A 26,227-nucleotide genomic window follows, 5' to 3' on the forward strand; every position below is an offset into this window, starting at 1 on the left:
CGAGGACTGCGAATTTTGTAATTTTTACAGACATCCAACAGACTCCCTTCACCATTCAAGTAGGAAAGAACCGCTTTTGTCTTCACTTCTGCTGTATAAGTACGATTCTTCTCATATGGCAGGAATGCAGCTTCCCCTTCAGCCTCGTACTGCTTAATCCATCGCTGAATGGAGGCAAGACTTACCTCTAGCTCACGAGCTGCGGCTCGTTGTCCAATTTTTCCAGCTAAGTATTTGCGGATAGTTTTTAATTTATCTTTCGCTGACACTTTTGACTTGTGTAACATAAAAAATACTCCCCCCAATGATGACAGTTTAATTTTTTTACTGTCTCTCATAAGGGGAGCATATCAAATTTGACTGGTCAATCGTGTATCTGAAATTAAGGAGTAAAGAAGATGAAAAAGCTGACCTTTGTATGTTATCCCCGTTGCACAACCTGCCAGAAGGCACAGAAATGGCTGATGGAGAAGGGGATTGCCATTGATGTCCGGGACATAAAGAAAAACAACCCCACAGAAGCAGAACTGCGTAAGTGGCATCAGCTAAGCGGCCTGCCCTTGAAGCGCTTATTCAACACCAGCGGCCTGAAGTACAAGGAACTGGGCCTGAAGGACAAATTGCCCGCCATGAGCGAGGACGAGCAGTATAAGCTGCTGTCTACAGATGGCATGTTGGTAAAGCGGCCAATATTAGTTGGTGATGATGTAGTATTGGTAGGCTTCAAGGAAAATGAGTGGTTAGCAGTGGAATAAGCAAAATGGAAATGAGACAGAGTCCTTTACAAAGCCAATTCTAAAAGGTATACTTTTACATATGGCATTTTTTGAAATCGAAGTCTATTAGAAGATACCATTTTTAACACGAGCACAAAAATTTACAAAGTCAGGAGCTGTGAGGATGTGGACACATGATGAGGCACTATCTTCACAGCATCTTATTTTTATGCCACAGAGGGAAGGATTTTTGCAATGAAGACTGTTATAGAAGCATGCAGGCCGCATCAGGGGCTTATTGATGGAACTCTAAATTTGGAAGTTTTTACTGCAGCTTTGGGGCCAGTAATTGATTTCTATCATAAAAAGGGTAAATCCAATATTGATAGAGTATATACTGATGCGGAGATGTTTTTTCGTGATGCAACTTATCCTACTGATGGCTTGAAACGAATATTAGACAATGTTTTTCGGCGTATCGCTGGTGACATGACGGCTGGTTCTGTGATGAAACTGGAAACTGCCTTCGGTGGTGGTAAGACTCATTCGCTTATTTCCTGTGTTCATATTGCGTATCGTGGTCGAGAGTTGGAACCTGTTACGAAGGGCATTATTGACAGTGATTATTTGCCTGAACCCGGTACAGTAAGTGTAGTTGGTATCGCAGGTGACGAATTACCTGTAAGAAAAACACAGGGGGATAAACTCAGTCCATACACGATTTGGGGTGAGATGGCTCTGCAGCTCGGTGGGGAAAAACTTTATCGGGAAGTGCAAGCAGAGGCGGAAGATTATGCAGCTCCGGGGAGCGAATTCTTTGAAAAGGTGTTGGGCAATCGCAAGGTTATCCTGATGTTTGATGAATTAGCTCAATATGCTGCCCGGTTGGAAGTTGTAATGCCAGGGCATGGATCTGATCAGTTAAGTGCTTTTCTTATGTCCTTAAATAATCATGCACAAAATCATCCAGGAATTGCGGTGATTGTGACTTTAGCCAGCGCCAGTGATGCGTTTGCTAAACAGACAGAGGCGCTTTCACAGAAGCTGAATGAAATTATAGGTAAAAACAAGTTTACAAAAGAGGATGCAGGGGCAATTGCACAGCGTGCAAATAAAAGTGTAATCAGTGTTGTCAATCGCAATGTCAAGGTGGAGACACCTGTGCAGGCCAGTGAAATTGCGCCTATACTGGCTAAGAGATTATTTACTAGCATAGATATGTCAGCTGCAGAGGAAGTAAGTCGTGCCTATGGGGATATGTATGTCAAGAATGCCTCATTATTGCCAGAAGAGGCTAATATGGCAAATTTTGCGCAGAGAATGGTGGAAAATTATCCGTTTCACCCAACGTTCATTGACTTCCTTAACAACAGGTTATCGTTAGCGGAAAATTTTCAAGGCACTCGAGGTGTATTGCGTGTGCTTGCCTTGACAATCCGGGATATTTGGCAGAAAAAATTGCCGATAAGTCTCATCCATACCTGTAACATAGATATGCGCAATGCAGCTACAGTCAATGAAATCTTAGGCAGGACGGGCAGTGCTGACTTGAAAACGGCACTTAATACAGACATAGGTTCCGTAGAAACAACTAGTCTTGGTAGTGGCCTAAGTCAGGCAGAGCGTGCTGATAGGAAAAATCCCCATCCGGATGGGCTTCCGATGTATGAACTGACTTGGAAAACGGTATTCCTTAATAGCCTGGTAGCCAGAGGCGAAGGAAAGACGGCGAAAGCATTCGGCATCAATCAGCAGGATGCACTATTTATGATTAGTTCTCCTGTTTTGCCACCTGCTCAGGTTGATATCGCCTTGGAAGAAATCAGTAATAGTGCCTTCTATTTGCGTTGTGAAGATGGCAAATATTTTGCGCATCAGGATCCTACGCTCAACAGTGTCTTGGCTCAGATCCGGGAAAATGTAAATAGTAAGCGGATTCAGCAGAAGTTAAAGAGTTTGGCAGGTTCCCTATTGTCAGATAATCATTTGTTTTCGATTCAGCAGGATGTACGTCAGCCACAGGATATTCCGGATAACAATACTAAGCCTGCTGTGGCCGTGGTGGCATTGGACGCTCAGGAAATAGATCCAATGAAACTGTTGCAGGAAAAGGGGGATGGTATGCCCCGATTGCATCAGAATATGGTAGTTATGCTGATTCCCAGTACGGTAAAGGTTCTACTGGATAATAGCAGTCAAAATTTGTTTGGTACGGAAAACGATAATAGTCATTCTCTAAGCTATGTGGAGGATTTAGCTCGGCAGGTTATTGCAATTAATGATCTTAAAGATAGGCCAACTGCCTATGGCATCAATGCACATAAACTGGAAGATCCCGAATTTGTGGAGACAAGCAGGGAACGTGAAATGGCGTTGACAATGGAAGTAGCGGCGATGTATAACAAGCTCTACTTTGCTAATGGAACGCAAATAGAATGTCGGGAACTTAGAACTGCGGCTGGTGATTCTGGGGCAACGATTCTCAATCAGGTGGCGCAAACACTGATTGCGTCTAATAAAATGATTCATAAAGAAGCCGGTGGATTTAATGCTACGGATTTGAAGTCCTTACAGAAGATGTTTTTTGCGAATGGGGATCGTATATCTGTAACAGATGTCAAAAATTGTTTCTATAGGCATCGCATGTGGCCGATGTTGGCGAATACAGCTGATTTGGATCGTTTGTTACGTGAAGGCGTGCAAAAAGGTACATGGATAGTTTATGCTATGGGAGATAGCAGCGAAGAACTGCCACATGAAATATATACGCAGGAACAGTTGGTGGATATGAATGCAGATCTTTTGCAGGGCAAATATTCACTTATGACCATAGAGGGGGCGAAACAGCGCCATTGGTTGGAAAAGGATCGTGTACCAGCTGAAAAGATTCAAGCCAAAATAAAGGAAATTTTGGATGTTAGTGGTGCAGCGCCTGTTAGTGACCTTCAGGAGGCCGTAAAAGCAAGCTATGCCAATGCAAAAGATGAGCAGATAATAGAAGGCGTCCGGGAAGTGATGAAAACCGCAGGTTATAGTGCCTATGTGGGAGATGTAAACCAGCAGGACAAACCGGAGAACATGATTGACAGCTATAGTGCGCAATTCCATGATATACAACTTACCGATATTATCATCACACAACGGGAAAAAAGTGAGCGTGGTTGGTTGCAAAACGCAGCAGGTGCGGGCTTTTTGGAAAATATGAGTGATAATGAACGTGCCAATAAACTATACAAGGTATTGAATAATATTAGTGGCTGGTACAATCGTGGTAAGGCGCATCAGGATATTGAGGAACTGGAATTCACGGATTTGCGTCTGCCTAGTGGTGCTACCATGCGTATCTGCTTTAATAATCTGACTCCGATGGATATCAAAAAGCTGGATGAGCTTTTTCTGGATATTCTGGGTGTGGCCAAGGTATCAGATAATACATGCGGCTATATCACGATTCAAGATACTTCGGATGATGAGGATGAACTTATCAAAGAACTTAAAAAGCAAGGAGAATAAGATGTCAGACCTCAGCAAGCGACAAGCGGAAATCATAAGGACGGTAGAGCCTTTATTAAAATCTTCCCCTTGGGTTATGCGGATTACGGTAAGAAAGGATTATACGGGGCCAGTTTTGGTCCTTTCTGAACGTTACAGCACAGAAAAAAAGACAGAGAAGTTGCGGGAGTATGGTTGTATCTATAATGGAGCTTTGCGTTATTGTCGCAAGGCGATACAGATAATGTTATCTGAAGTAACAGATGAAGCAGGTCGCAGCTTGGGTTTGGATGAATTGATTGATGATAAAATTGTTTATCGAGGCAACCTGCCGCTCAATGAAACCATTGGAGCGAAGTTGGCGTTATTGGCCAAGCTTCATCCGCAGGTACGCCGGGCAGATAGACTGGAGCTGATGGCGTGGCGTATCGAGCGCTTCACTCGGGAAGAAACGCTTTATTGGCTTACGAAGGTCAGTGTTCCCACCTATGGCAGACGAGGTATAGAGTGGGCAAAATCTGGACTGAGGCTCATGCTGGCCGGACGGCAGGATGATAAAAAAGTTATTCAGGACATATTGGACAAGATTCGCAAATAATAAGTTTTAGGGAGAGACGGCTATGGAATATCAGCAGAAACTAATCGAGGGAAAATTCCCGTGCCAACAGGTAGGGGCGGAGACCAATAGAGAATTAGCAGTAGGTAAGCAGCCACCGGTACAAAGGCTACATGTCTGGTGGGCACGTCGTCCTCTTACTCCCAGCCGGGCAGCAGTGTTGGGAAGCATTTTGCCAGCAGATACCAATCCTGAGGTGTTTTTGAAGGATTTAGGGATAGTTAAGAAACAGGCTGTAATAGGTAATAAGCGTTGGACTCTGGTGGGAAAAAATCTGGAGCTTATTGAACGAGATGGAAATAGTGAGTATATTCTTGTTACTGAAAAATTAACAAAGGCTATAGCTAAAGAAAATCGTAGAAGGGATATTGTCCGTGAAAAACTTTTCAAGGTGGCTATGGATAATCCTTTGCTAAGAAGAGATGAGACTTATAAAAAATGGCTCGAAGATGTAGAGAATTTAACGTTGAATATGTTGGCTACGTCGTATGATGTGAAAACAGTTGCTGCAAATCCAGCTGCAACCAATGAAAGGTTGAATCTTGCTTCATCTCAGGTAGTAAGGGAATCTTTGGGAAATGAGATAAGGTTAGATGATGAAGACCGTTATGGGTATAGTAGAGCATATAGTACCTATGTAGAACCGTTAGCTGATAATGATATTTGCATATTGGATCCGACTGCAGGTGGTGGGTCAATTCCATTTGAGGCACTTCGTTTGGGGGGTAAAGTAATTGCAAATGATCTTAATCCTGTCGCGACAGGGATTCAGTATGCTACGTTGAGATATCCAAGTATTTATGGAATGGAATTGTTGCCCTACTTAGAAAAATATGGCGATATATTATGTAACAAGGTAAGGAAAGAAATCGGAGATTTTTTTAAGAACCCAGTAGATTCACAAAATGACGCATATCTATATTGTCGTGAAATAACATGCCCTCATTGCGGAGAACGCGCGCCACTTTTAAATTCATTTGCCTTGGCCAAGAAAAAAGATGGCTGGATGGTCGTGCCGAAGATTGAGGGCATAACTGGACATAAGAAAGTTCGGTTTGTTCCTGTGCGGCTTGTAAATGGCAAGGGGCCGAATGGGGAAAATCCTGAAGAAGGAACGGTAAAAAAGGGAACAGGCCGTTGTTTGCATTGTGGACAGGCGATTGACAGTGAGGAAATCAAGCGTCAGGCCAGAGGTGAATCTGATTATGGCACCTGGCAGGATAAGCTTTACTGCGTGGTTGGTGTTCGCCTTCAGCCCAAGAAGGACAAGGCCGGTAATATTATGCGTTATGCCAGCGGTGCCCATAAAGGAGAAATCCGTACAGAGAAGGTAACATTTTTCCGGGAACCAACCGAGGCTGACTTTGCTGCTCTGCAGCGAGCGGAGGAAAAGCTAAAGGAGAATTGGAACCGTTGGGAGGATATGGATCTTATTCCTACGGAGAAAATTCCTGAGATGAATGATAATCGCCCTCGTATCTATGGGATGGAACGTTGGTGCGATATGTTCACTGCTCGCCAGTTGCTGGGCCATCTTACTGCTATGGAAACCTTGCGAGATATGAGCAGGGAGATACTTGCGGTAGAAGGCCAGAATAAGGGGACGGCTATTGTCCATTACTTGCAGTATATGATTGATAAATGCCTGGACTATAATAGCCGACAAACTCGTTGGGAATACACTCGTAGTGTTGTTAAAGGAACTTTTGGCCGTCATGATTTTTCCTTGAAGTGGACGTTTGGTGAGCTTATATATGGTGGCGAAAATTCAGGGCTGGCTTGGGGGAAAAGTCAGGTTTTAGATGCCTATAAGGGAATTTGCGGTTTATTGGAAGGTAGCAAAGCAAAACCGGCCGAGGTATTGCATGGTTCTGCGGCTAATTTATCTGTAGAAGATAAGACTGTGGATATTATATGTGTCGATCCCCCATACTATAACAATGTGCAATATGCCGAGCTTTCGGATTATTTTTATGTGTGGCAGAAACGTACTTTCGGTGAATTGTATCCTGATATTTTTAATCGTCGCCTGACAAATAAGAGGGACGAGGCTGTGGCAAATCCAGTGCGTGATGGTTCTGCTAAGGAGGCTAATGCTGTATATGAACAGCGTATGGGCGAGATTTTTGCTGAATGTCGTCGTGTCCTCAAAGATGATGGTATTTTGACAATGATGTTTACCCATAAAACTCAGGACGCTTGGGAAACATTGACTCGTTCGTTAGTGCTTAATGGGTGGAATATAGCATCTACTTTCCCTGTAGAATCCGAAGGCTCAAACTCAATGCACCAAAAAGATATGGCTGCTGCAGCTACTTCAATATTCATAGCTTGCCGCAAGCGTGACATGACAGAGCGGGAGCCTGCCATTTGGACAGGCTTTGGCGGTACTGGTGTCCGTCAGCTTATTCATAAGGCAGTGGAGCAGAGTTTGCAGGAATTTGCCGTGCTGAAACTGAACGCTGTTGATGAAATGGTGGCCAGCTATGGCAGTGCCTTGAAAGTCCTCTCGGAACATTGGCCAGTTATGGACGGAGATGAATTGGTTTCTCCGACTACAGCCATGCGGGAGGCCAGTACAGTGGTGGCGCAATATCAGATGAGTCGTATCAGCGGTGGACAGATGTCGATAAATGACCTCAAGCCGGAGGCGGGGATTGCGCTGACCATGCTGGGAATCTATGGGACAGGCTCTTTTGCTTATGATGATGCACTCAGCCTTTCTAAGTCTTTGAATATTCGTCTTGAAAACAAGGTAGGCGGCTATCACGAAGAAGATGCCATGATTGGTATCAATGATGAATCTGGCAGCCGCAGCAGACGGGATGATGAGGAAGAAGGTTACTATGCCCCTGTAGTAAAGAAGGGTAGCAAGCTGCGGTTGGTGCTTCCTGAGGAACGCAACCATCGTCGGCTGGCTAATCCTCAGCAAGAATGGGATATCGTGCAGGGCATGATTATGGCCTATCGTGAAGGTGATATTCCTGTGGCCAGAGCCTACTTGCAGAAACATGGTGCTGGCAGTGAGAACAAGCTGTTTAACATTCTGCAGATCTGGGCAGATAACTGTGGCAGCGAAGACCTGCGCAAAGAAACGCAGAGACTTATCTTTGGCTTGAAGGCATAAGATTTTCTTGACATTTTTGTATGGTCAAGTCTATAATATATGCAGAGCGATTCGGGAATCGGTGTTCGTAGCCGTACCCCCGGACAAACGATAGCCCCCTTTGCTTATGGCATGGGGGGCTATTCGTATGTAAAGGAGCAATAGGTATGAATAAACCCTTTAGAACGGTAGATGAGCAAATAGCTATTTTAGAAAGTCGTAACATCATTGTAAGCAATAAAAAATTTGCAAAACAGGTCTTGACATATGAAAACTATTATTATGTAGTGAATGGATATAAGACACCGTTTATAAGCTCTACTAATAATGTGGATGCTTATAAGCCAGGGACATCTTTTTATGAAATAGTGGCGCTTTACTCTTTTGACCGCAGGCTTAGGGAACTGTTATTGCCAGAATTGTTACGCATAGAGCACTGTGTAAAAGCTATGATTATTGATGTGTTTTCGAGGCAGCATGGTGAGGATCATACCACATATTTGCGTCCTGAAGCTTTTAATGCTAGAGGGTTTAGTAATTTTAAGCGTGTCAATGCACTTATTTTCGATTTACTGAAGCTTATTGATAAACAACGGAGACACCATAATGCTATTCAGCATTACATGGATAAATATGGTTCTGTTCCGTTGTGGGTACTATCCAAAGTTATGACTTTTGGTAAAATCAATTCCTTTTATGCTTGTATGTGCAAGGAGGATAAGGAAAAGGTAGCAGGTGCGTTTCATTTATCTTCGTTAGAATTTAAGTCTCTAATTGACTTCATCGCTGTATTTAGAAATAAATGTGCACATGGTGAGCGTGTATATTGTCATATAAGGGATCAAAAAAGACCTACGCCGATAAATAATCTTCCATTGCATGAATTATTAGATATTCCACGTAATGAAAAAGGTTATAAGTATGGTACACAGGATATTTTGGCCTTGTTGATTGCTATGAAGTATTTTTTGCAACCTACACGTTATAAGAATCTGATTCATCATATCGATTATGACTTAAACAAGAAGTTGAATTATCGCTTAAAATCAATAAGTTGTGATGATATACGTAAGATTATGGGATTGGAAAGTGATTGGCAGAGTTTGTCCGTGATGACATTACCAACAGAAGATTGAAAGGCGGTTTAGCATATATGGCAGATTTTACTGATTATCCTTGGCAGGTGAATTATCAGACATCTTCAATAAACGATGATGGTAGTGCTGTGGATATTTTGCGTGACTTCTACATACCGGCTTTAAAGCGGGCAGAAAAATATGACAGAGTAGCTGGGTACTTTCGTTCAACTTCCTTGGCAGCCGCTTCAGAAGGATATACCGCTTTCCTGGACAACCAAGGAGAAATGAGACTTATCGTCGGTGCGGATATGGCACTTGCGGATGTAGAAGCAATTCTAGCTGGGGATAAGACACGATTTGATAATGCATTGCTTAGTGAACTGGAAAATAGTGAGACTTGGCCAGAAAATGTTAAGGCAGGGGTGTCTCTTTTAGCGTATATGGTGGCAAGTGGGCGCTTGGAGGTAAAGGTTGCTTTTCGTAAGCATAGCCGGACTGGAAAAGCACTTTCTGTAGAGGCTAGGGAGGATGGATATGTTCATGAGAAATGGTTTATCATGGACGATAGCAATGGGAATAGCATACGAGGATCTGGCTCACTTAACGAGTCTAGGCAGGCACTGGAGCTTAATGCAGAAAATGTAGATGTAAATTGTTCCTGGGAAGGTGGCCGTGAATTACAGCGTGTCAACAAGGCCAAGGCAGATTTTAACCGGCTGTGGAAAAATGAAAATCCCCATATGGAGGTAATGTCTCTGCCTAAGGCGGTGAAGGAAAAACTGGTAAAGCTCCGCAATCTTAAAGGGCAGTTGACAGAAATCGATGGCACAAGTGCAGCGCATACCAGCAATTTATTAGAGCCGAGCCTTGAAGAATTACTTAAATTTGCTGTGCTGAGGGATGCTCCTCGTATGCCGGGGGGAATATATATTGGTATGTATTCTGCGCCAGTAGAGCCTTGGCCGCATCAGGAAATGGTAAGTCGGCATTTGGTGGAGAGTTGGCCTTATTCCTATATGCTATGTGATGAAGTCGGTTTGGGAAAGACAATTGAGTCGGCTTTGGCCATCCGAAGCTTGCTGCTCGCTGGCAGAATAAAGCGGGTACTGATTGCTGCACCTGCCAGTCTTACATCGCAGTGGCAACGGGAACTGGCAGAGAAAGCTATGTTGGATTTTTATAGCAGCAAGTCTAAGGCGGGGCAGAGTGGAAAAATCCTACATAGAAATTTAGAGGAGAGTGAATACACAGATCAAGATCTTTATGAACCTGAATTAAACATTGTTTCCACAGGGCTGGCCAGCCGTAAGGAACGAAGAACTATGCTGCGACATACAAAAATGGCTGATGTGATACTGGTAGATGAGGCACATTATGCCAGACGCTCCAATACGCAGAAAGGATATATGGAAGAGCCAAAGTACGGCAAGCTTTATGATTGTATTGAAAAAGGTTTTTCTCCCAAAACGAAAAGTTTGTGGCTGGCTACGGCAACCCCCATGCAGATAGATCCGATTGAGGTATATGATCTGACAAAGCTTATGGGAAGAACGGCATATTTCCGTTATGAACCTTATTTGTTAGAGCAATATTATGAAATGCTTTCCAAAATTGCACAAGGAAAAAATTTGAATACAGATGATTGGCGCTTGTTGGGGAGAAGCTATGCGGCTTTGGAAGCCACAGATCCTTATTTATTGCGTCTTTTGGACAAGACAGTAGTAAATGGCAAAAATAGACGAGCCTTGCAAACTTTAGTTATGCGTGAACCAAGAGGCAGTGATGCTAAAGAAGTATTAAAACCATTGTTTGCTGCGGCACCATTGTCCAGGGTAATGATGCGTCATACTAGAAAGCTACTGGAAGAGTACAAAAAGCATGGTAAATTGAAAAGTAATTTGGCTAAACGTCATGTATTGCCATTGGATATTATTGCTTTTAGTTCGCAGGAGAATTATTTCTATGGTCAGCTGGAAGCATATTGTGTTGGCCTTATGCAGCAGATTCATGCTCATAAGGCTGATTCAAAACAAATGATGGCTTTTTATTTGAATTTTCTCCAGCTCCGTTTTGCTTCAAGTTTATATGCAATACAGCAGACACTCATCAGGCGATTGAAGCGAGTAAAGGCAACACTGAAATGTGCGGCGTATGAATTTTCCTCTCAAGATGAATTGCAGGAGTGTTTGAGTGAGATGGAATATGACGGAGAAGATACGGATGAGGATGATATTGGAGAAATATCAGTAGATGCACTGTTGAAGGATCGATCTCATGATGATTTAGTATGGGAACAGGAACGTTTGGAAGAAATGCTGGCCCAGCTTAACTCTATGTCACAGACAACACCAACGAAAATACAGGAGTTGTTGGGGGTGTTATCTCAGAGGCGTATTGCGGGTAGTAACAATCGCATGAAACAGACAGTTGTATTTACGCGATTCTTTGACAGCTTGTATAGTATTCTGTCATTCTTAGATGCCAGGGCTCCTGGCCTTCACGTAGGTGTGTATTCGGGGAAGGAAACAAAATGGTATGATGAAGAAGCTGGGCGGTATTGCCGGGCATCCCGTGAGGAGATAAAGAACCTTTTTTTGGCTGAGAAAAGAGATGTGCTTCTTTGTACCGATGCTGCAGCTGAAGGTTTGAACTTACAGACAGCGGATATGCTTATAAATTTTGATATGGGCTGGAATCCTATGAAAATTGAGCAGCGTATTGGTCGTATAGATCGTATTGGGCAGAAGCACAGGGATATATCAGTTCTTAATATGTGCTATAAAGGCAGCACGGAAGAAATTGTTTATGGTAGGTTGGCCACCCGATTGAAAAAAGCGGGACAGATTGTGGGCGAACAGCAGGTGCCTTTACTGCCTATTGAACCGCAGGATTTCGTTGATTTGCATTCAGGGAAAATTGACGAAAAACAATTAGAAAAAATTGCTAGGGAGCGGCTGAAGAAACAAAAAGAAAATGCCAAGAAGATGGAGATGAGTGCTGAGGATCAGTATGAGATATATCGGAAAGAGCACATATTGATGTTGCAAAAGAAGCAACCAGCGAAAGTGGAAGATTTGCAAAAGGCCATCATGGATTCAGCATATTTGCATTCACTGGGGCTGATGACAAGAGATCTTGCTGATGGTTGGGTACTAGAAATGCCATCGGCAGACAAAATAGAAGGTTGGTGTGGAACTACCAATAGGAATATGGCATCTGCAGGACACCCTTTCATTACTTGGGGAAATAAGTCTATTGATAACATACTTAATAACATGTCTGAAAGACTTGAGAAGTATGATGGTTATGTACGTCGTATCAGCGTTCCATTAGCAGGCAGCGAGGCAGTAGGTTACTTAGTGGCTACTGATGAAGAACCGGTACTGGTTACTTCATATGAGATGCTTGCTGGATTGGGTGTGGCTAAGGTGCTACTTACGGAGGATGATGTAGAAAAAGCTAAAGAAAAGCTTATTAATATGGTAGCTGATGAACAGATACATTATGAACAAAGGGAACAGGCTAGACAGATAAATGAAGAATATGCTTCGATGCAGCGGGAGTTGATCAAATATGTTGCAAAGGGGATGTTGCAAAAAACAGGGGAAGAATTAGCTTTACAGGCAATTAGAAAGCTGGAGGAGCATCCACGTAAGACATATACGTTGCAACTTCCTGAAAGAATGCAGGCATATCGTAATAGAACGTTGTTTACAGTTAGTTCCTCAGGCGGCAAGGTTTACATCTGTACAACACCTGTTCTTAATGAAGCAGCAGTGGCATTGTGTCATCGGGTATCTAACAGGTTGTTGTCTAATCATAAAAAGAAAAAAGATCAGACATGTCAAGACCTTATAGATGGTCTGTTTCATTCGAGAAAGTAAAGTTGCTGGAGATACAAATTTATAAATACAGATTCAACCGATAATAATGTGTTTTTTCCTGTCTGTCGACAATCAACAAGTCGGCAGGCAGTTTTTTTAGGTGGGTATAGATGGTGTTTTCGCTTTTATGCAGGGCTTGGGTAATATCCGTCATGGCAATGCCGTTAGGAGCGAAGATGGTGGCCTGCAGCAGCAGGTCACAGAGGGAAAGTGTAGTCTTGTTGGTAAGACCAAGCAGGGACAGCTGGGTAGCAGCTTTGCAATAATGTTGATATTTATCTTGCAGGCTGTTGGTGGTATGGATGATAGCAGTTTGTGTGAATTCCAGCATGCCGATGATGAAAGGAGTCAGGTCGCCACGGTTGATGTCAGAGTCGGTAATGGTAAAAAATTCATAGTATGTCTTTCGCTGGGATTTCAACAGCACGGATAGTTGCAGGGCCACGGCCGGATGCAGCCTTTGGGCAAGGAAATAGGCCGTGATGAAGCGGGAGAGGCGGCCATTGCCGTCATAGAAGGGATGAATATAACCGAAAAAGTAATGGAAGATGGCCACCCGGATAAATATGGGAATGGTGTGGTCGTTCAGAATTGCCAAGGCTGTATCCATATGACAGATGATTTCATCTTCGGGGAAAATGCCACGATGAACAGTCTTTTGGGAAGCGGATACGATATCCACACTGCTTTTGCGGAAGATTTTGCCGTCGGGGAGATTGTGAGGATTGTCCCGGTTGATTTCATCAGCCATCAGTTCATCGAAAAGCTGGCGGATGTCCTGACTGCAGTTCAGTACCAGCTGTTCGCCACGGATGATTTGTTCGTATTTGTCTACCAGACTGCCTAAGCGGTAATTGCTGCGGGCAGAAGTTGGGAGATTCAGGGCAGTCAGTATTTCTTTGCGGGTGCTGCGGACGCCCTCGATGTCGTTGGTGGATTTTATCTCTTCAATGAGACTGGCACGCAGATAATGAGGCATGGCAAAGGCTGGAAGCTTATGAGCAATGTCAAGGAAGCTGCGGAAGGCGCTCATGATCTTATCCTGTAGAACAGCGATTTTCTCTGTATAGCAAAAGAATGCAGGATTGCTGCGGGAGCGGCCATATTGCTTGATGGACAGAGAGAGCTTTCGGGCGGAAGGACTGTTTAGCCTTTGTTGATAGGTGTCTTCCCATTCCTGGTTGCGTTTGTAATATATATGATGCAGTGATTCATAATCCATGATTAAACCCTCCAAAAGTTTTATTTTTGAGGAGATAAAATTTTTCAACCTCAAAAATCGCGAAAATTGAGGTTGTATAAATTATAGCATAGATTCCACGACAAACAAGCAAAACATAAATCAAGGACACATGTCCTAAAAATCATTGACAGGTCAAAAAAATCTCGTTATTATGGAATAGTCGGAAGGGAACTTTTCACAGTTCCGCAACAACTTTATATTTTTATGGGAGACGATATAACTCATGAAAACCTACAAACCTTTCAAATCTGGTAAAGTCCGTGAAGTCTATGAGGCTGATGGCAGCATCATCATGGTGGCAACAGACCGTATTTCGGCTTTTGACCACATCCTGAAGAACAAGATCACGGACAAGGGCGCGGTCCTGACCCAGATGTCCCGCTTCTGGTTTGATTTCACCAAAGACATCATTCCAAACCACATGCTTTCAGTGGACAATGCGGATATGCCGGAATTTTTCCAGCAGGAGGAGTTTAAGGGCAACAGCATGAAGTGCAAGAAACTGCACATGATTCCGATGGAATGCATCGTGCGCGGCTATATCACGGGCAGTGGCTGGGAAAGCTACAAGGAAAACGGTACCATCTGCGGCATCGAGCTGCCGGAAGGCCTCAAGGAGTCCCAGAAGCTGCCGGAACCGATCTTCACCCCGAGCACGAAGGCAGAACTTGGTGACCACGATGAGAACGTCTCCCTGGAACAGGGCGCAAAGGTTTTGGAAAAGGAATTCCCAGGCCATGGCATGGAATATGCGGAAAAGATTCGCGATTACACGATTGCCATCTACAAGAAGTGTGCAGAATATGCACTGACGAAGGGCATCATTATTGCCGATACGAAGTTTGAATTTGGCGTGGATGAAGAAGGCAATATCGTATTGGGCGATGAGGTGCTGACGCCGGATAGCTCCCGCTTCTGGCCGCTGGAAGGTTATGAAGCAGGCAAGAGCCAGCCGTCTTATGATAAGCAGTTCGTGCGTGATTGGCTGAAGGCTAATCCGGACAGCGACTTCAATTTGCCGCAGGAGATTATTGATAAGACTATCGCAAAATACAAGGAAGCTTACGAAGTTTTGACGGGTAAGACGTTTACCCGCTAAGTTCGAGGCGATACTTTTCTTTGGCGCAAAGAAAAGTACCCAAAAGAAAACGCGGACTGAAATCACATCACGTGATTTACGTCCGCCTGCGCCCTTCCTTGGGCGCTGGGCAACGGGTACGCTTTATCTTTTCGAGGTATCCTCGCAGTTCCCTTTGGGGAAGGTGACACGCGCAGCGTGATGGATGAGGTGTAAGAACGTAGGTTATTTTTTATATAATTGTGGGAAGGAGAATTTACTTTAATGAAAGCAGCAATCATTATGGGCAGCGATTCGGATTGGCCAATCCTGAAGCCGGCGGCGGATATTTTGAAGCAGTTTGGCATTGAGGCTGAGGTTGTGGTGGCTTCTGCTCATCGTACGCCGGCCAAGGTGCGGGATTTTGTACTGTCTGCACCGGAGAAGGGGATTTCTGTCTTTATTGTGGCGGCAGGTGCGGCTGCGCATCTGGCAGGTGTGGTGGCCAGCTATACCATTCTGCCGGTTATTGGTGTGCCCATCAACGCAACGGCTCTCAATGGTATGGATGCCCTGTTGAGCACGGTGCAGATGCCCTCTGGCGTGCCGGTGGCTACGATGGCCATCAATGGTGCCAAGAATGCGGCGATTTTTGCCGTGCAGATTTTTGCGGTGGGCAATGAGGAGCTTGCCGGTAAACTTGCGGCATATCGCGAAAAAATGGTCGAAGAAGTGGAAAAGAAAGCAGCCCGTGTCGCTGCGCAGCTTTGATGCGCACGGCAGTGGACTGTTTTTTAGTAGAAAAAAAGTGAGAGATTAACATAACCATGTATGAAAATGGCTATAACTTAGAACCGAAATGGAAAGAGGAGTGCGGTGTTTACGGGGTGTTTTCCCACACCGAAGATGTGTCGGGGCTGACTTACCTGGGGCTTTATGCCCTGCAGCACCGCGGTCAGGAAAGTGCGGGCATCGCCATCACGGATGGTGCCTGGATGGACGTGACCAGAGGCATGGGGCTGGTCAATGAGGTGTTCCGCCATCAGGTGCCCCATATGGAAAATCAGTGCATTGCCATCGGCCATGTGCGTTATTCCACTACGGGCTCGAGCCTGCTCTGCAACACTCAGCCTTTGATGGTCAACTATGCGGGCGGCAAGATTGCCTTGGCGCATAACGGCAACCTGACCAATGCCGCAGAGATTCGTCATGAACTGGAGCAGCAGGGGACGATCTTCCAGACTTCCATTGACTCCGAAGTCTTCGTGAACCTCATTGCCCGCAGCCGGGCCGAAACCGTGGAAGAAAAAATCATCGAAAGCCTGAAGAAAATCAAAGGCGCTTACTGCCTGACCATCATGACAGAGGACAAGCTTATCGGCGCCCGCGATCCGCAGGGCTTCCGTCCCTTGTGCCTGGGTAAGACCGAGGAAGGCAGCTATATCCTGTCTTCGGAAAGCTGCGGCCTCGATGTGGCCGGTGCCGAGTTCGTCCGCGATATTGCGCCGGGCGAGATGGTGGTCATTGATGACAGCGGCGTGAAGTCCTATCCTTTCGCGATGGATGAGAAGAAGGCTTCCTGCATTTTCGAATACATTTACTTTGCCCGTCCGGATTCCGTGATTGATGGTCAGAGCGTCCATGATGCCCGCTTTATGATGGGCCGGGTGCTGGCCCGCGAGTCCCAGTTCAAGGGCGACATCGTGATTTCCGTGCCGGACTCCGGTACGACGGCAGCCACGGGTTATGCTTATGAGTCCGGGATTCCCTTTGTGGAAGGCCTCATCAAGAACCGCTACATTGGCCGTACCTTTATCCAGCCCACGCAGAAGAAGCGCGATACCAGCGTGAAGCTCAAGCTCAACGCCATCCGCTCCGTGGTGCAGGGCAAGTCGGTCATTATGGTGGATGATAGTATCGTACGTGGTACTACCAGTGGCAAGATCGTCAAGATGCTGCGGCAGGCCGGGGCAAAAGAGGTGCATATGTGCATCAGCAGCCCGCCCATTGGCTATCCCTGCTTCTATGGCATTGACACTTCCGTGCGCAAGGAACTCATTGCGGCTACCAAGACGGTGGAGGAAATCCGTCAGTTTATCGGTGCGGACAGCCTGCACTTCCTGTCCCTGGAAGGTCTGAAATCCTGTGTATCGGCAGTCAATGCAGACGATATGTGCTACGCCTGCTTCAACAGTGCGTACCCCATCGCCGAGGGGGAAAAGCCCGCCGGCGACAGCAAATATGTGTTTGAACAGCGCAAAGCAAAGTGAGGAACAAGAGGACAATGACGGAAAAACTTACCTATAAAGATGCCGGTGTGGATATTGATGCGGGCAATCGTTCCGTAGAGCTCATCAAGAACAGCGTCCGGGCAACCTATCGCCCGGAAGTGCTCGGCGATCTGGGCGGCTTTGGCGGCCTGTTTGCCTTGAACAGCGGCAAGTACAAGGAACCAGTGCTGGTATCCGGTACGGACGGCGTGGGCACGAAACTCAAGCTGGCCTTCATGCTGGACAAGCATGATACCATCGGTCAGGATGCCGTGGCCATGTGCGTCAACGACATTCTGGTGCAGGGCGCAGAACCCCTGTTCTTCCTCGATTATCTGGCCGTGGGCAAGCTGCTGCCGGAACAGGTAGCCGATGTGGTCACCGGTGTAGCGGGCGCCTGCAAGGAGTCCGGCTGTGCCCTGATTGGCGGCGAGACTGCGGAAATGAACGGCTTCTATCCCGAAGGGGAATACGATATCGCCGGCTTTGCCGTAGGTGTCGTGGAAAAGAGCAAGCTGATCACCAGTGCCAAGGTAAAAGAGGGCGATGTGATTCTCGGCCTGCCGTCCTCCGGTGTGCATTCCAACGGCTATTCCCTCGTGCGCCGTATCGTATTTGACCACAAGGGCTTCAAGGGCGACGAATACATGGAAGAACTCGGCAAGACCATCGGCGAGGAACTTTTGACGCCGACGCGCCTGTATCCGAAATCCTGCCTGCCGCTGATTGAGAAATTCGACATCCATGGCATGGTGCATATCACGGGCGGCGGTTTCTACGAGAATATTCCCCGCGCTCTGCCGGAAGACTTGGCCGTGGAAATCGACACGAGCAAATGGGAAATGCCTGCCATCTTCCATCTCCTGCAGCAGTGGGGCAATGTGGATTGGCCGGAAATGTACCGCACCTTCAATATGGGCATCGGCATGATCCTGATCGTGTCTGCGGAAGAAGCAGAAGCCGTCAAGGCGCATTTGCAGGATGCTGACGAAACGGTCTATGAGATCGGCAAAGTAGTAAAAGGCAACCATGATGTAACTTTGCAGGGCGGTGTGTTCGTTGGCTAAGGAAAAATTAGGTGTTCTTTGTTCCGGCCGCGGCACGGATCTGCAGTCCATCATCGATGCCATTGAGGCAGGGCAGGTTCCTGCCGAGATTGCCATCGTGCTGGCGGATAAGGAAGCCTATGCTTTGGAACGGGCCAGAAAGGCCGGCATCGAGGCGGTCTGTGTAGACCGTAAGCAGTTCGACGGCCGGGAGCCCTTTGAGCGGGCGTTGATTGAAAAGCTTGAAGCCGCAGGTGTCACGCTTGTGGTGCTGGCAGGCTTTATGCGGATTCTGACACCGTATTTCGTGGGGCATTTTGCCGGACGCATCATGAATATCCATCCGGCGCTGCTGCCGAGCTTCCCCGGTGCTCATGCCCATCGTGATGTGCTGGCCTATGGCGTGAAAGTCAGCGGCTGTACGGTGCACTTCGTCGATGAAGGCACGGATTCCGGCCCCATCATCATGCAGGCGGCTGTGCCCGTGTTGGATGATGATACGGAGGAAACTTTGGGTGCCAGGGTGCTCAAAGAGGAACACCGGATTTATCCCGAATGTATCCGGCTCTACTGCGAAGGCAAGTTGCAGGTAGATGGCCGTAAAGTGACGATTTTAGAGTGAGGAGTAGAATAAATGCAGATTAAGCGTGCCCTGATCAGTGTATCCAATAAAGAAGGCGTAGTTGAGTTCGCCCGCCAGCTCCATGAAGCTGGTGTGGAAATCATCTCCACGGGCGGCACCATGAAAGCCATCAAGGAAGCCGGCATTCCCGTGACCTATGTCAGCGATGTGACAGGCTTCCCGGAAATCATGGACGGCCGTGTGAAAACCCTGAACCCCTATATCCATGGCGGCATCCTGGCTGTGCGCGATAATGCCGAACATGTGGCGCAGATGGAAAAGCATGGTATCAAGGGCATTGACCTCGTAGCCGTCAATCTCTATCCCTTCAAGGAAACCATTGCCAAACCGGATGTCACTCTGGCAGAGGCGATTGAGAACATCGATATCGGCGGCCCGGCTATGGTGCGCGCTTCGGCCAAGAACTTCAAGTTCGTCACCATCGTCACCAATCCGGCCAAATATGATGAAGTCATTGCCCAGATCAAGGAAAATGGCGGCGTAAATGACCGTACCCGCATGGAACTGGCTCAGGAAGCCTTTGCGCATACGGCGGCTTATGACGATATGATTCAGGACTATCTGGCGAAACAACTGGCAAAATAAGGGGCGGAAGCATGAATATTTTAGTAATCGGCGGCGGCGGCCGGGAACACACTCTGGCGTGGAAGCTCTCCCAGTCGCCCAAGGCAGACAAGATTTACGCTCTCCCGGGCAATCCCGGCATGGCCGATGTGGCCATGTGCGTGGAGGGCATCAGTATTACGGATAATGAAGCCATCGTGGCTTTTGCCCAGAAGCAGGATATCGGCCTGGTGGTCGTCGGCCCGGAAGTGCCGCTGACCAATGGCCTCGTAGATGCAGTCAATAAGGCTGGCATCAAAGCTTTCGGCCCGACGCAGGCAGCTGCCCAGATTGAAGGTTCCAAGGCATTTTCCAAGTCCCTGATGAAAAAATACGGGATTCCCACGGCTAAGTACGAAGTGTTCACCGAGGCAGAGGCGGCCCGGGAGTACATTCGCAAAGAGGGCGCTCCGATTGTCATCAAGGCTGACGGCCTGGCCGCCGGCAAGGGCGTTATCGTAGCCATGACCGAAGAAGAGGCTTTGCAGGCCATTGCCGATATCATGGAAGACAAGGAATTCGGCAATGCCGGTTCCCGCGTGGTCATCGAAGAATTTATGGAAGGCGAAGAGGCTTCGCTGCTGTGCTTTACCGATGGCAAAACCATCAGCCCCATGATCAGCTCCCAGGACCACAAGCGCGCCTATGATGGCGACAAGGGCCCCAATACGGGCGGCATGGGTACCTATGCGCCGGCGCCAGTCATGACGGAAGCCATGGTGCAGGAAAGTTATGACAAGATCCTCGTGCCGACCATCAAGGCCATGGAGCAGGAAGGCAAAACCTATAAAGGCTGCCTCTATGCTGGCCTGATGATTACAAAGGAAGGCCCCAAGGTTGTGGAATTCAATGCCCGCTTCGGCGATCCCGAAACCCAGGTGGTCCTGCCCTTGCTGGAAAGCGACCTGGTGGAAATCATGCTCGCCTGTGCGGACGGCACTTTGGCGGAGCAGCAGATTGACTGGTCAAAAGAGGCGGCAGTCTGCGTGGTCATGGCTGCGGGCGGTTATCCGAAAGCCTATCGCAAGGGTGATGCCATCACGGGGCTGGAAGATGCCAAGGCTGCAGGCGCATTGGTGTTCCATGCCGGGACTGCCCATAAGGACGGTCAGGTGGTAACCGATGGCGGCCGTGTGCTCGGCGTCGTAGCCAAGGCCGAAAACGTGCGGGCGGCAGTGGATAAGGCTTATGCCGGCGTAGAGAAAATCTCCTTCAAGGATGCATTCTATCGCAAGGATATCGCTCATCGTGCCCTGGAACGTTAAGTATACAGAGATTCGATATTTACAAGCTGACAGAAGTCTATTATAATACTACACATAGACGTCAACGAGGGACGCTCTTCTGCGTGATTCATAGCAGAAGAGTTTTCTTATGCGTAAAACGATAAAAAGGGATGTGAGACTATGGATTTTGCAACGTTGATGGCGGACATCAATAACTTCGTCTGGGGACCGGTTATGTTGGGATTGCTGGTGGGCACGGGCGTATTCCTGACCGTCCGTTTGAAATTCCTGCCCTGGCGTAATCTTGTGTATGCTATCCGCATGATTTTCCGTCATAGGGATGAACATGAGGGAGATATTTCGCCGTTCCAGTCGTTGATGACGGCGCTTTCGGCCACTGTGGGTACCGGTAACATTGTCGGTGTGGCTACCGCTATGGTGCTTGGCGGCCCCGGTGCTCTGGTCTGGATGTGGATCAGCGCGGCTTTTGGCCTGTCCACGAAATACGCGGAGTCGGTACTGGCGGTCAAATACCGTGAGACGAATTCCGTCGGCGAGATGTCCGGCGGCCCCATGTACGCAATGCGTCATGGCATCAAGAATAAATTCGTTGGCCGTACACTGGCGTTCCTGTTTGCCCTGTTCGTGGTCCTGTCGTCCTTTGGCATCGGCAATATGACGCAGGCCAATTCCATTGCGGCGGCCCTGTCTTCAAGTTATGCAGTGCCTGCCTGGCTGACGGGCGGCGTGATTGCTTTCTTTGCGATGGTGGTGCTGATTCGTGGCATCCGCAGTATTGGTAAGGTGTCGAGCGTTGTGGTGCCGGGCATGGCGGCGTTTTACTTCGTAGCGGCCACTATCGTGATCATCGCCAATATCGAGGCCGTGCCCGCGGGGATTGTGGAAATGTTCCGCATGGCTTTCTCCTTTGATTCTGTGGCCGGTGGTGTCGGCGGCTCCATCGTGGCTACCATGCTGACCTCCATGCGCTGGGGCGTGGCCCGTGGCGTGTTCTCCAATGAGGCCGGCCTTGGCTCGGCGCCCATTGCGGCAGCTGCTGCCCGTACCGACCATGCTTCCCGTCAGGGATATGTCAATATGACCGGTACGTTCTTTGATACCATGATCGTCTGCATGCTGACCGGTTTGGTTATCGCATCTTCCGGTATGCTCGGGGCCACGAACCCGGCCACGGGCGAGCTGCTCTCCGGTGCGGAACTTACGATTGCGGCCTTCAGCACGGTTTTCGGCGACTATGGCAAGCTGATCATCTCCATTTCCTTAAGCTTGTTTGCATTCTCTACGATTCTGGGTTGGGAATACTACGGCGAAAAGGCCTTGGAGTATTTGATCAAGACACGCCCGGTCATCATGGGCTACCGCATCCTGTTCAGTCTCGTGACCTTTGTGGGTGCGACGACGGCACTCGAAGTGGTCTGGAACTTCTCCGATACCATGAATGGCCTGATGGCAATCCCTAACCTTATCTGCCTCTTGTGGCTCAATAAGGATATTGCCGACGAATGCTTTGAATTCCAGCGCGAAGTCGTGGTGAAGGAAAAGCAAGGGGAAGTCGTGGATATGAACTGCGGATCTTAATAATACATATCAGTACAAAGGCGCCCGCCCCGCTGGTAATACTTTCCTTCACTTTGACAAGCTTGTCAAACGTTACGGAAAGCATCACCAGCGGGGCGGGCTTTGTATATCCTTATTCAGTTAGCGAACCACATCGTCTTTTTCCAGGTCGAATTCCAAATGGCTCGTGGTATTGCTCTTGCCACGATGAACCCATAGCACATGTCCATCAAAGATGACGATATGCGTTTCCCAGTTATACTGCATATTGTCTCCATGAATCACGAGCCCGGGCCGTTCCACGCCACAGCGGTTGCCGAAGAACCAGACCGTATTGCCGGAAAGCTCGGCATAGAGGGCATCGCCCGTGAAAGTGAGTTCCCCTTCGGTGATGGTTGCCCGTCCGTCTGCCCAAACCTGTAGGGTGTTGGCATTGACTTTGGCATTGTTGGCGGCGATGGTGCGTCCTGCACATTGAATGCGCACATTGCCTGTGAGCTGGTAAAGTCCGCTCTCTTCATTATAGCTAGTGCGGTCAGCGCTGATAACAGGCTGGTACCTGCTTTTGGCCATATCGGTGTTTATCGTATGGCCGGGGGTGCCAGCTTCGCTGAGGCCGGGGGCTATAAACATCAGGGAGATGATCAGTAACAGGGAAATGCGTATTTTCATCATCGGTGCCGCTCCTTTACAGATTTTCTTATCTCTATTTTACCCTAAAATAGGGATTTTGGCAAAAATGTCTGCGGAAACATACATCCATGCCAAATTTCTTGTCTTAATTTCTTATTTTATGGTAAAATGATAACTATGCGAGAAATTTTAAACCCCTTAGACATTTAAACCAGGGGCAAAAGTGATTGTATCGATTTCATACAGCTATTGGAGGTTTTTTTTTGGCTGCGATTACTTATGAATTAGTGAAAAAGGACGAGGCCACCGGAGCTCGTGCTGGTATTATCCATACACCGCATGGCAGTTTCCCGACACCGATTTTCATGCCTGTGGGCACGCAGGCATCGGTCAAGGGCGTTTCGCCAGACGAACTGAAGGATTTGGGGGCAGGGATCATCCTCTCCAATACCTATCATCTGTTCCTGCGTCCGGGCATGGAACTGGTCAAGGAAGCTGGCGGCCTGCATAAGTTCATGCACTGGGATGGCGCAATCCTCACGGACAGCGGCGGATTCCAGGTGTTCTCGCTCGGCGATCTGCGCAAGATCACCGAGGAAGGTGTAACCTTCCGTTCTCATATTGATGGCTCGAAGAAGTTCCTGTCGCCGGAAGTTTCCATGGAAGTGCAGATGTGTCTGGGCTCCGATATTGTTATGGCTTTTGACGAATGTGTGCCGTATCCGGCTGACCATGACTATGCCAAGCAGTCCACGGAGCGCACGCTGCGCTGGGCACAGCGCTGCAAGGACGCCATGACGGCGCCGAATCAGGGCTTGTTCGGTATCGTGCAGGGCGGCATGTACAAGGACCTGCGCAAATGGCATGCCAAAGAGATGGTGGAGATGGACTTCCCGGGCTACGCCGTGGGCGGCCTGTCCGTAGGCGAACCGCCGGAACTTATGTATGAGATGTTGGAGTATTCCACGTCTCTGCTGCCGGAAAACAAGCCCCGCTATCTGATGGGCGTGGGTACGCCTGACCATTTGGTGGAAGGTGTGATGCGCGGTATCGATATGTTCGACTGCGTCTATCCGACTCGCGTGGCCCGCAATGGCATGGCCATGACCTGGACGGGACGCCTGGTGATGAAGAATGCCAACCTGACGCATGACCATCATGTGATTGAGGAAGGCTGCGGCTGCTATGCTTGCCGCAACGGTTACACCCGTGCTTATATCCGTCATCTGGTACGGGCAGGCGAGATCTTCGGCCTGCGCCTGCTGTCCCTGCATAATCTCTACTTCCTGGAAGAGTTTGTGCGCCGCATGCGCCAGTCGATTATTGACGGCAAGTTTACGCAGTTCCGCAGTGATTTTTTGGCCAACTATAAACGCTAATTTAAAGAAGAGGTGCTTACTATGACTCCGGAAACCATGACAGCTTTGGGCACTTGGGGCCCTATCTTTGTGATGATTGCCATTTTCTATTTTCTGCTGTACCGCCCGCAGAAGGCGGCCCAGAAACGCCGGCTGAGCATGCTGGACACGCTGGAAAAGGGCAATAAGGTAATGACCATCGGTGGTATCTATGGTACAATCGTGGGACTGGAAGAGAAAGTGATCAAGCTGAAGATTGCGGAGAACACCGTGATCGAGGTTTCCCGGGCTTCCATCAATGCCAATATCACCCAGGACAAGCAGGCCTGAGATGGCAGGGGAGATAAACGGCCCGCAGGCTGAGAAAAAGGCGCTGCGGTCAGAAATCCTGGCCAAACGGCGGGCGCTTACAGCAGCTTACCGCCAAAAGGCCAGCACGCGCATTATTGATGTATTCTGTGCCCTGCCGGATTTCAAAGAACCGCGCAAGGTCATGTGCTATGCCTCGATGGCAGATGAAGTGCAGATCCTGCCGTTGGTTCAGAAATGGCTGGAGGCAGGGGTTACGGTAACCATGCCCCGGGTTATCCGCAAGGGAGAGATGGAGGCTGTGACAGTGCCTTCGCTGGACGCCCTTGTGGAAGGGGAATATGGAATCCTTACTCCTGATCCGGCTAAGTGTCAGGTCGTTGCGCCAGAGGAGCTCGATTTGATTATCGTGCCCGGGGTGGCGTTTGACACTCGTGGGGAACGACTTGGCATGGGCGCGGGGTTCTATGATGCATATATGGCGAAGGCCATTAAGGCGAAGAGGATTGCGCTGGCTTATTCGTGCCAGCTGGTGTCTTCCGTGCCTATGGAAGAGCATGACGCTCTGGTGCATAAAATAATTACCGAGCAAGGGATATATAACTGCTTATTGGGGTGATTTTGTATGGAAGTTAAGATTGGCATGGCGAAGACTTCTAAATATGCAACGGAAGTCTGTGGTGATACCTGCGATATCGTGGAGCGTCCTCATGGGGGGATCTCGGCGATCATTGCGGATGGGCAGGGCAATGGGCTCGCGGCCCATCATACCAGCAGCTGGGTGGTGAACAAGGCGACGCAGTTGATTTCCGACGGAGCACGTGACGGGGCAGTGGCCCGGGCGGTGCATGACTACCTTTATGCCATGAAGGATAAGAAGGTATCCTGCACGCTGACGGTGGTCAGTGCTGACCTCGATACAGAAACGGCCGTGATCAGCCGCAATTCCAACTGCCCCGTGATCATCAGGACGCCGGAGTATGAGACGGTCTATGATGAGAATGTGGAGCCGATTGGCGTCAACCGGCATATGAAGCCATTGATGTATGAGGTGCCGCTGACGGCGGGCATGATTATCGTGTCCTATACGGATGGCATTGCCCATGCTGGGCGGAAACGTCTGGGACATCCGGCGGATTTCGAGAAGATCATGGAGATCGTCCGCAAGAATGAAGCAGAGGATGCCGCGTTCATCGCCAAGAGCATCATGGATTATGCGCTGGAGCTGGATGCGGATAAAGCATCGGATGATATGACGGTGCTTGTTATGGGAGTTACGGATGGTTCACCGTCCAGCCCCAAGATTGAACAGCTTGAGGTAACATATCCATATTAAGTTAAAACGATATACCATTACTACTTTATCTA

General features: G+C 48.1%; 21 protein-coding genes. 18 read left to right on the forward strand and 3 right to left on the reverse strand.

From position 1 onward, the window contains the following. A partial coding sequence (locus BLQ59_RS00920) for a helix-turn-helix domain-containing protein (RefSeq protein ID WP_176756682.1) occupies positions 1-287 on the reverse strand: 287 nt, incomplete at its 3' end. Between the two features lie 111 nt (positions 288-398). Here BLQ59_RS00920 and BLQ59_RS00925 point away from each other — a divergent pair. From BLQ59_RS00925 to BLQ59_RS00950, 6 genes are all read left to right on the forward strand, one after another. Next, the gene (locus BLQ59_RS00925) at positions 399-755 is read left to right on the forward strand and encodes an arsenate reductase family protein (RefSeq protein ID WP_218122846.1); all 357 of its coding nucleotides are present in this window, start codon (positions 399-401) and stop codon (positions 753-755) included. Positions 756-971: 216 nt separating this feature from the next. After that, positions 972-4,229 carry an ATP-binding protein gene (locus BLQ59_RS00930; RefSeq protein WP_074570871.1) on the forward strand — a complete coding sequence of 1,086 codons (3,258 nt, stop codon included), beginning with the start codon at positions 972-974 and terminating at the stop codon, positions 4,227-4,229. 1 nt (position 4,230) lies between these two features. Next, positions 4,231-4,806, forward strand: a complete 576-nt coding sequence (locus tag BLQ59_RS00935; protein ID WP_074570874.1) for a DUF7680 family protein — start codon at positions 4,231-4,233, stop codon at positions 4,804-4,806. A 22-nt stretch (positions 4,807-4,828) separates the two neighbouring features. Continuing rightward, positions 4,829-7,951, forward strand: a complete 3,123-nt coding sequence (locus tag BLQ59_RS00940) for a DUF1156 domain-containing protein (protein ID WP_074570876.1) — start codon at positions 4,829-4,831, stop codon at positions 7,949-7,951. 146 nt (positions 7,952-8,097) lie between these two features. After that, complete coding sequence (locus BLQ59_RS00945; RefSeq protein WP_074570879.1) at positions 8,098-9,066, forward strand: Abi family protein; 969 nt, start codon at positions 8,098-8,100, stop codon at positions 9,064-9,066. Positions 9,067-9,083: 17 nt separating this feature from the next. Next, positions 9,084-12,893, forward strand: a complete 3,810-nt coding sequence (locus BLQ59_RS00950; protein ID WP_074570883.1) for a helicase-related protein — start codon at positions 9,084-9,086, stop codon at positions 12,891-12,893. 19 nt (positions 12,894-12,912) lie between these two features. On the opposite strand, the gene BLQ59_RS00955 is transcribed toward BLQ59_RS00950, so the two are convergent. Then, a complete protein-coding gene (locus BLQ59_RS00955; protein WP_074570885.1) occupies positions 12,913-14,115 on the reverse strand; it encodes a Fic family protein in 1,203 nt (400 codons plus the stop codon). A 244-nt stretch (positions 14,116-14,359) separates the two neighbouring features. On the opposite strand from BLQ59_RS00955, the gene BLQ59_RS00960 reads away from it, so the two are divergent. From BLQ59_RS00960 to BLQ59_RS00995, 8 genes are all read left to right on the forward strand, one after another. Continuing rightward, positions 14,360-15,235, forward strand: a complete 876-nt coding sequence (locus tag BLQ59_RS00960) for a phosphoribosylaminoimidazolesuccinocarboxamide synthase (protein ID WP_074570887.1) — start codon at positions 14,360-14,362, stop codon at positions 15,233-15,235. Positions 15,236-15,478: 243 nt separating this feature from the next. After that, positions 15,479-15,964, forward strand: coding sequence for a 5-(carboxyamino)imidazole ribonucleotide mutase (gene purE / locus BLQ59_RS00965; RefSeq protein ID WP_074570889.1), 486 nt, complete (start codon positions 15,479-15,481; stop codon positions 15,962-15,964). 56 nt (positions 15,965-16,020) lie between these two features. Then, positions 16,021-17,463, forward strand: coding sequence for an amidophosphoribosyltransferase (purF, locus tag BLQ59_RS00970; RefSeq protein WP_074570892.1), 1,443 nt, complete (start codon positions 16,021-16,023; stop codon positions 17,461-17,463). Positions 17,464-17,477: 14 nt separating this feature from the next. After that, positions 17,478-18,530: a phosphoribosylformylglycinamidine cyclo-ligase gene (gene purM / locus BLQ59_RS00975; RefSeq protein ID WP_074570895.1), complete on the forward strand. Its 1,053-nt coding sequence runs from the start codon at positions 17,478-17,480 to the stop codon at positions 18,528-18,530. Then, positions 18,523-19,131, forward strand: a complete 609-nt coding sequence (purN, locus tag BLQ59_RS00980; RefSeq protein WP_074570897.1) for a phosphoribosylglycinamide formyltransferase — start codon at positions 18,523-18,525, stop codon at positions 19,129-19,131. Before purM ends, purN begins: the two co-directional genes overlap by 8 nt. A gap of 12 nt (positions 19,132-19,143) precedes the next feature. After that, positions 19,144-19,737 carry an IMP cyclohydrolase gene (locus tag BLQ59_RS00985; protein WP_074570900.1) on the forward strand — a complete coding sequence of 198 codons (594 nt, stop codon included), beginning with the start codon at positions 19,144-19,146 and terminating at the stop codon, positions 19,735-19,737. An 11-nt stretch (positions 19,738-19,748) separates the two neighbouring features. Further along, on the forward strand, positions 19,749-21,020 hold the full coding sequence (gene purD, locus BLQ59_RS00990; RefSeq protein ID WP_074570902.1) for a phosphoribosylamine--glycine ligase: 1,272 nt from the start codon (positions 19,749-19,751) through the stop codon (positions 21,018-21,020). A gap of 141 nt (positions 21,021-21,161) precedes the next feature. Continuing rightward, positions 21,162-22,580 carry an alanine/glycine:cation symporter family protein gene (locus BLQ59_RS00995; protein WP_176756683.1) on the forward strand — a complete coding sequence of 473 codons (1,419 nt, stop codon included), beginning with the start codon at positions 21,162-21,164 and terminating at the stop codon, positions 22,578-22,580. Between the two features lie 120 nt (positions 22,581-22,700). Here the strand turns inward: BLQ59_RS00995 and BLQ59_RS01000 are convergent, their stop codons facing one another. Next, the gene (locus BLQ59_RS01000; protein WP_074570904.1) at positions 22,701-23,234 is read right to left on the reverse strand and encodes an LptA/OstA family protein; all 534 of its coding nucleotides are present in this window, start codon (positions 23,232-23,234) and stop codon (positions 22,701-22,703) included. 221 nt (positions 23,235-23,455) lie between these two features. On the opposite strand from BLQ59_RS01000, the gene tgt reads away from it, so the two are divergent. The 4 genes from tgt to BLQ59_RS01020 are packed head-to-tail and all read left to right on the forward strand — an operon-like array spanning position 23,456 to position 26,195. Continuing rightward, a complete protein-coding gene (gene tgt, locus BLQ59_RS01005) occupies positions 23,456-24,571 on the forward strand; it encodes a tRNA guanosine(34) transglycosylase Tgt (protein WP_014423902.1) in 1,116 nt (371 codons plus the stop codon). Positions 24,572-24,592: 21 nt separating this feature from the next. Further along, positions 24,593-24,880: a preprotein translocase subunit YajC gene (gene yajC / locus BLQ59_RS01010; RefSeq protein WP_074570907.1), complete on the forward strand. Its 288-nt coding sequence runs from the start codon at positions 24,593-24,595 to the stop codon at positions 24,878-24,880. A 1-nt stretch (position 24,881) separates the two neighbouring features. Next, on the forward strand, positions 24,882-25,478 hold the full coding sequence (locus tag BLQ59_RS01015) for a 5-formyltetrahydrofolate cyclo-ligase (protein ID WP_074570910.1): 597 nt from the start codon (positions 24,882-24,884) through the stop codon (positions 25,476-25,478). 6 nt (positions 25,479-25,484) lie between these two features. Next, positions 25,485-26,195 (forward strand): PP2C family protein-serine/threonine phosphatase, encoded by a 711-nt coding sequence (locus BLQ59_RS01020; RefSeq protein ID WP_074570912.1) that lies wholly within the window; start codon positions 25,485-25,487, stop codon positions 26,193-26,195. Positions 26,196-26,227 lie beyond the last annotated feature (32 nt).

Source organism: Pseudoselenomonas ruminantium (assembly GCF_900104055.1).
Lineage (GTDB): Bacteria > Bacillota > Negativicutes > Selenomonadales > Selenomonadaceae > Selenomonas_A > Selenomonas_A ruminantium_C.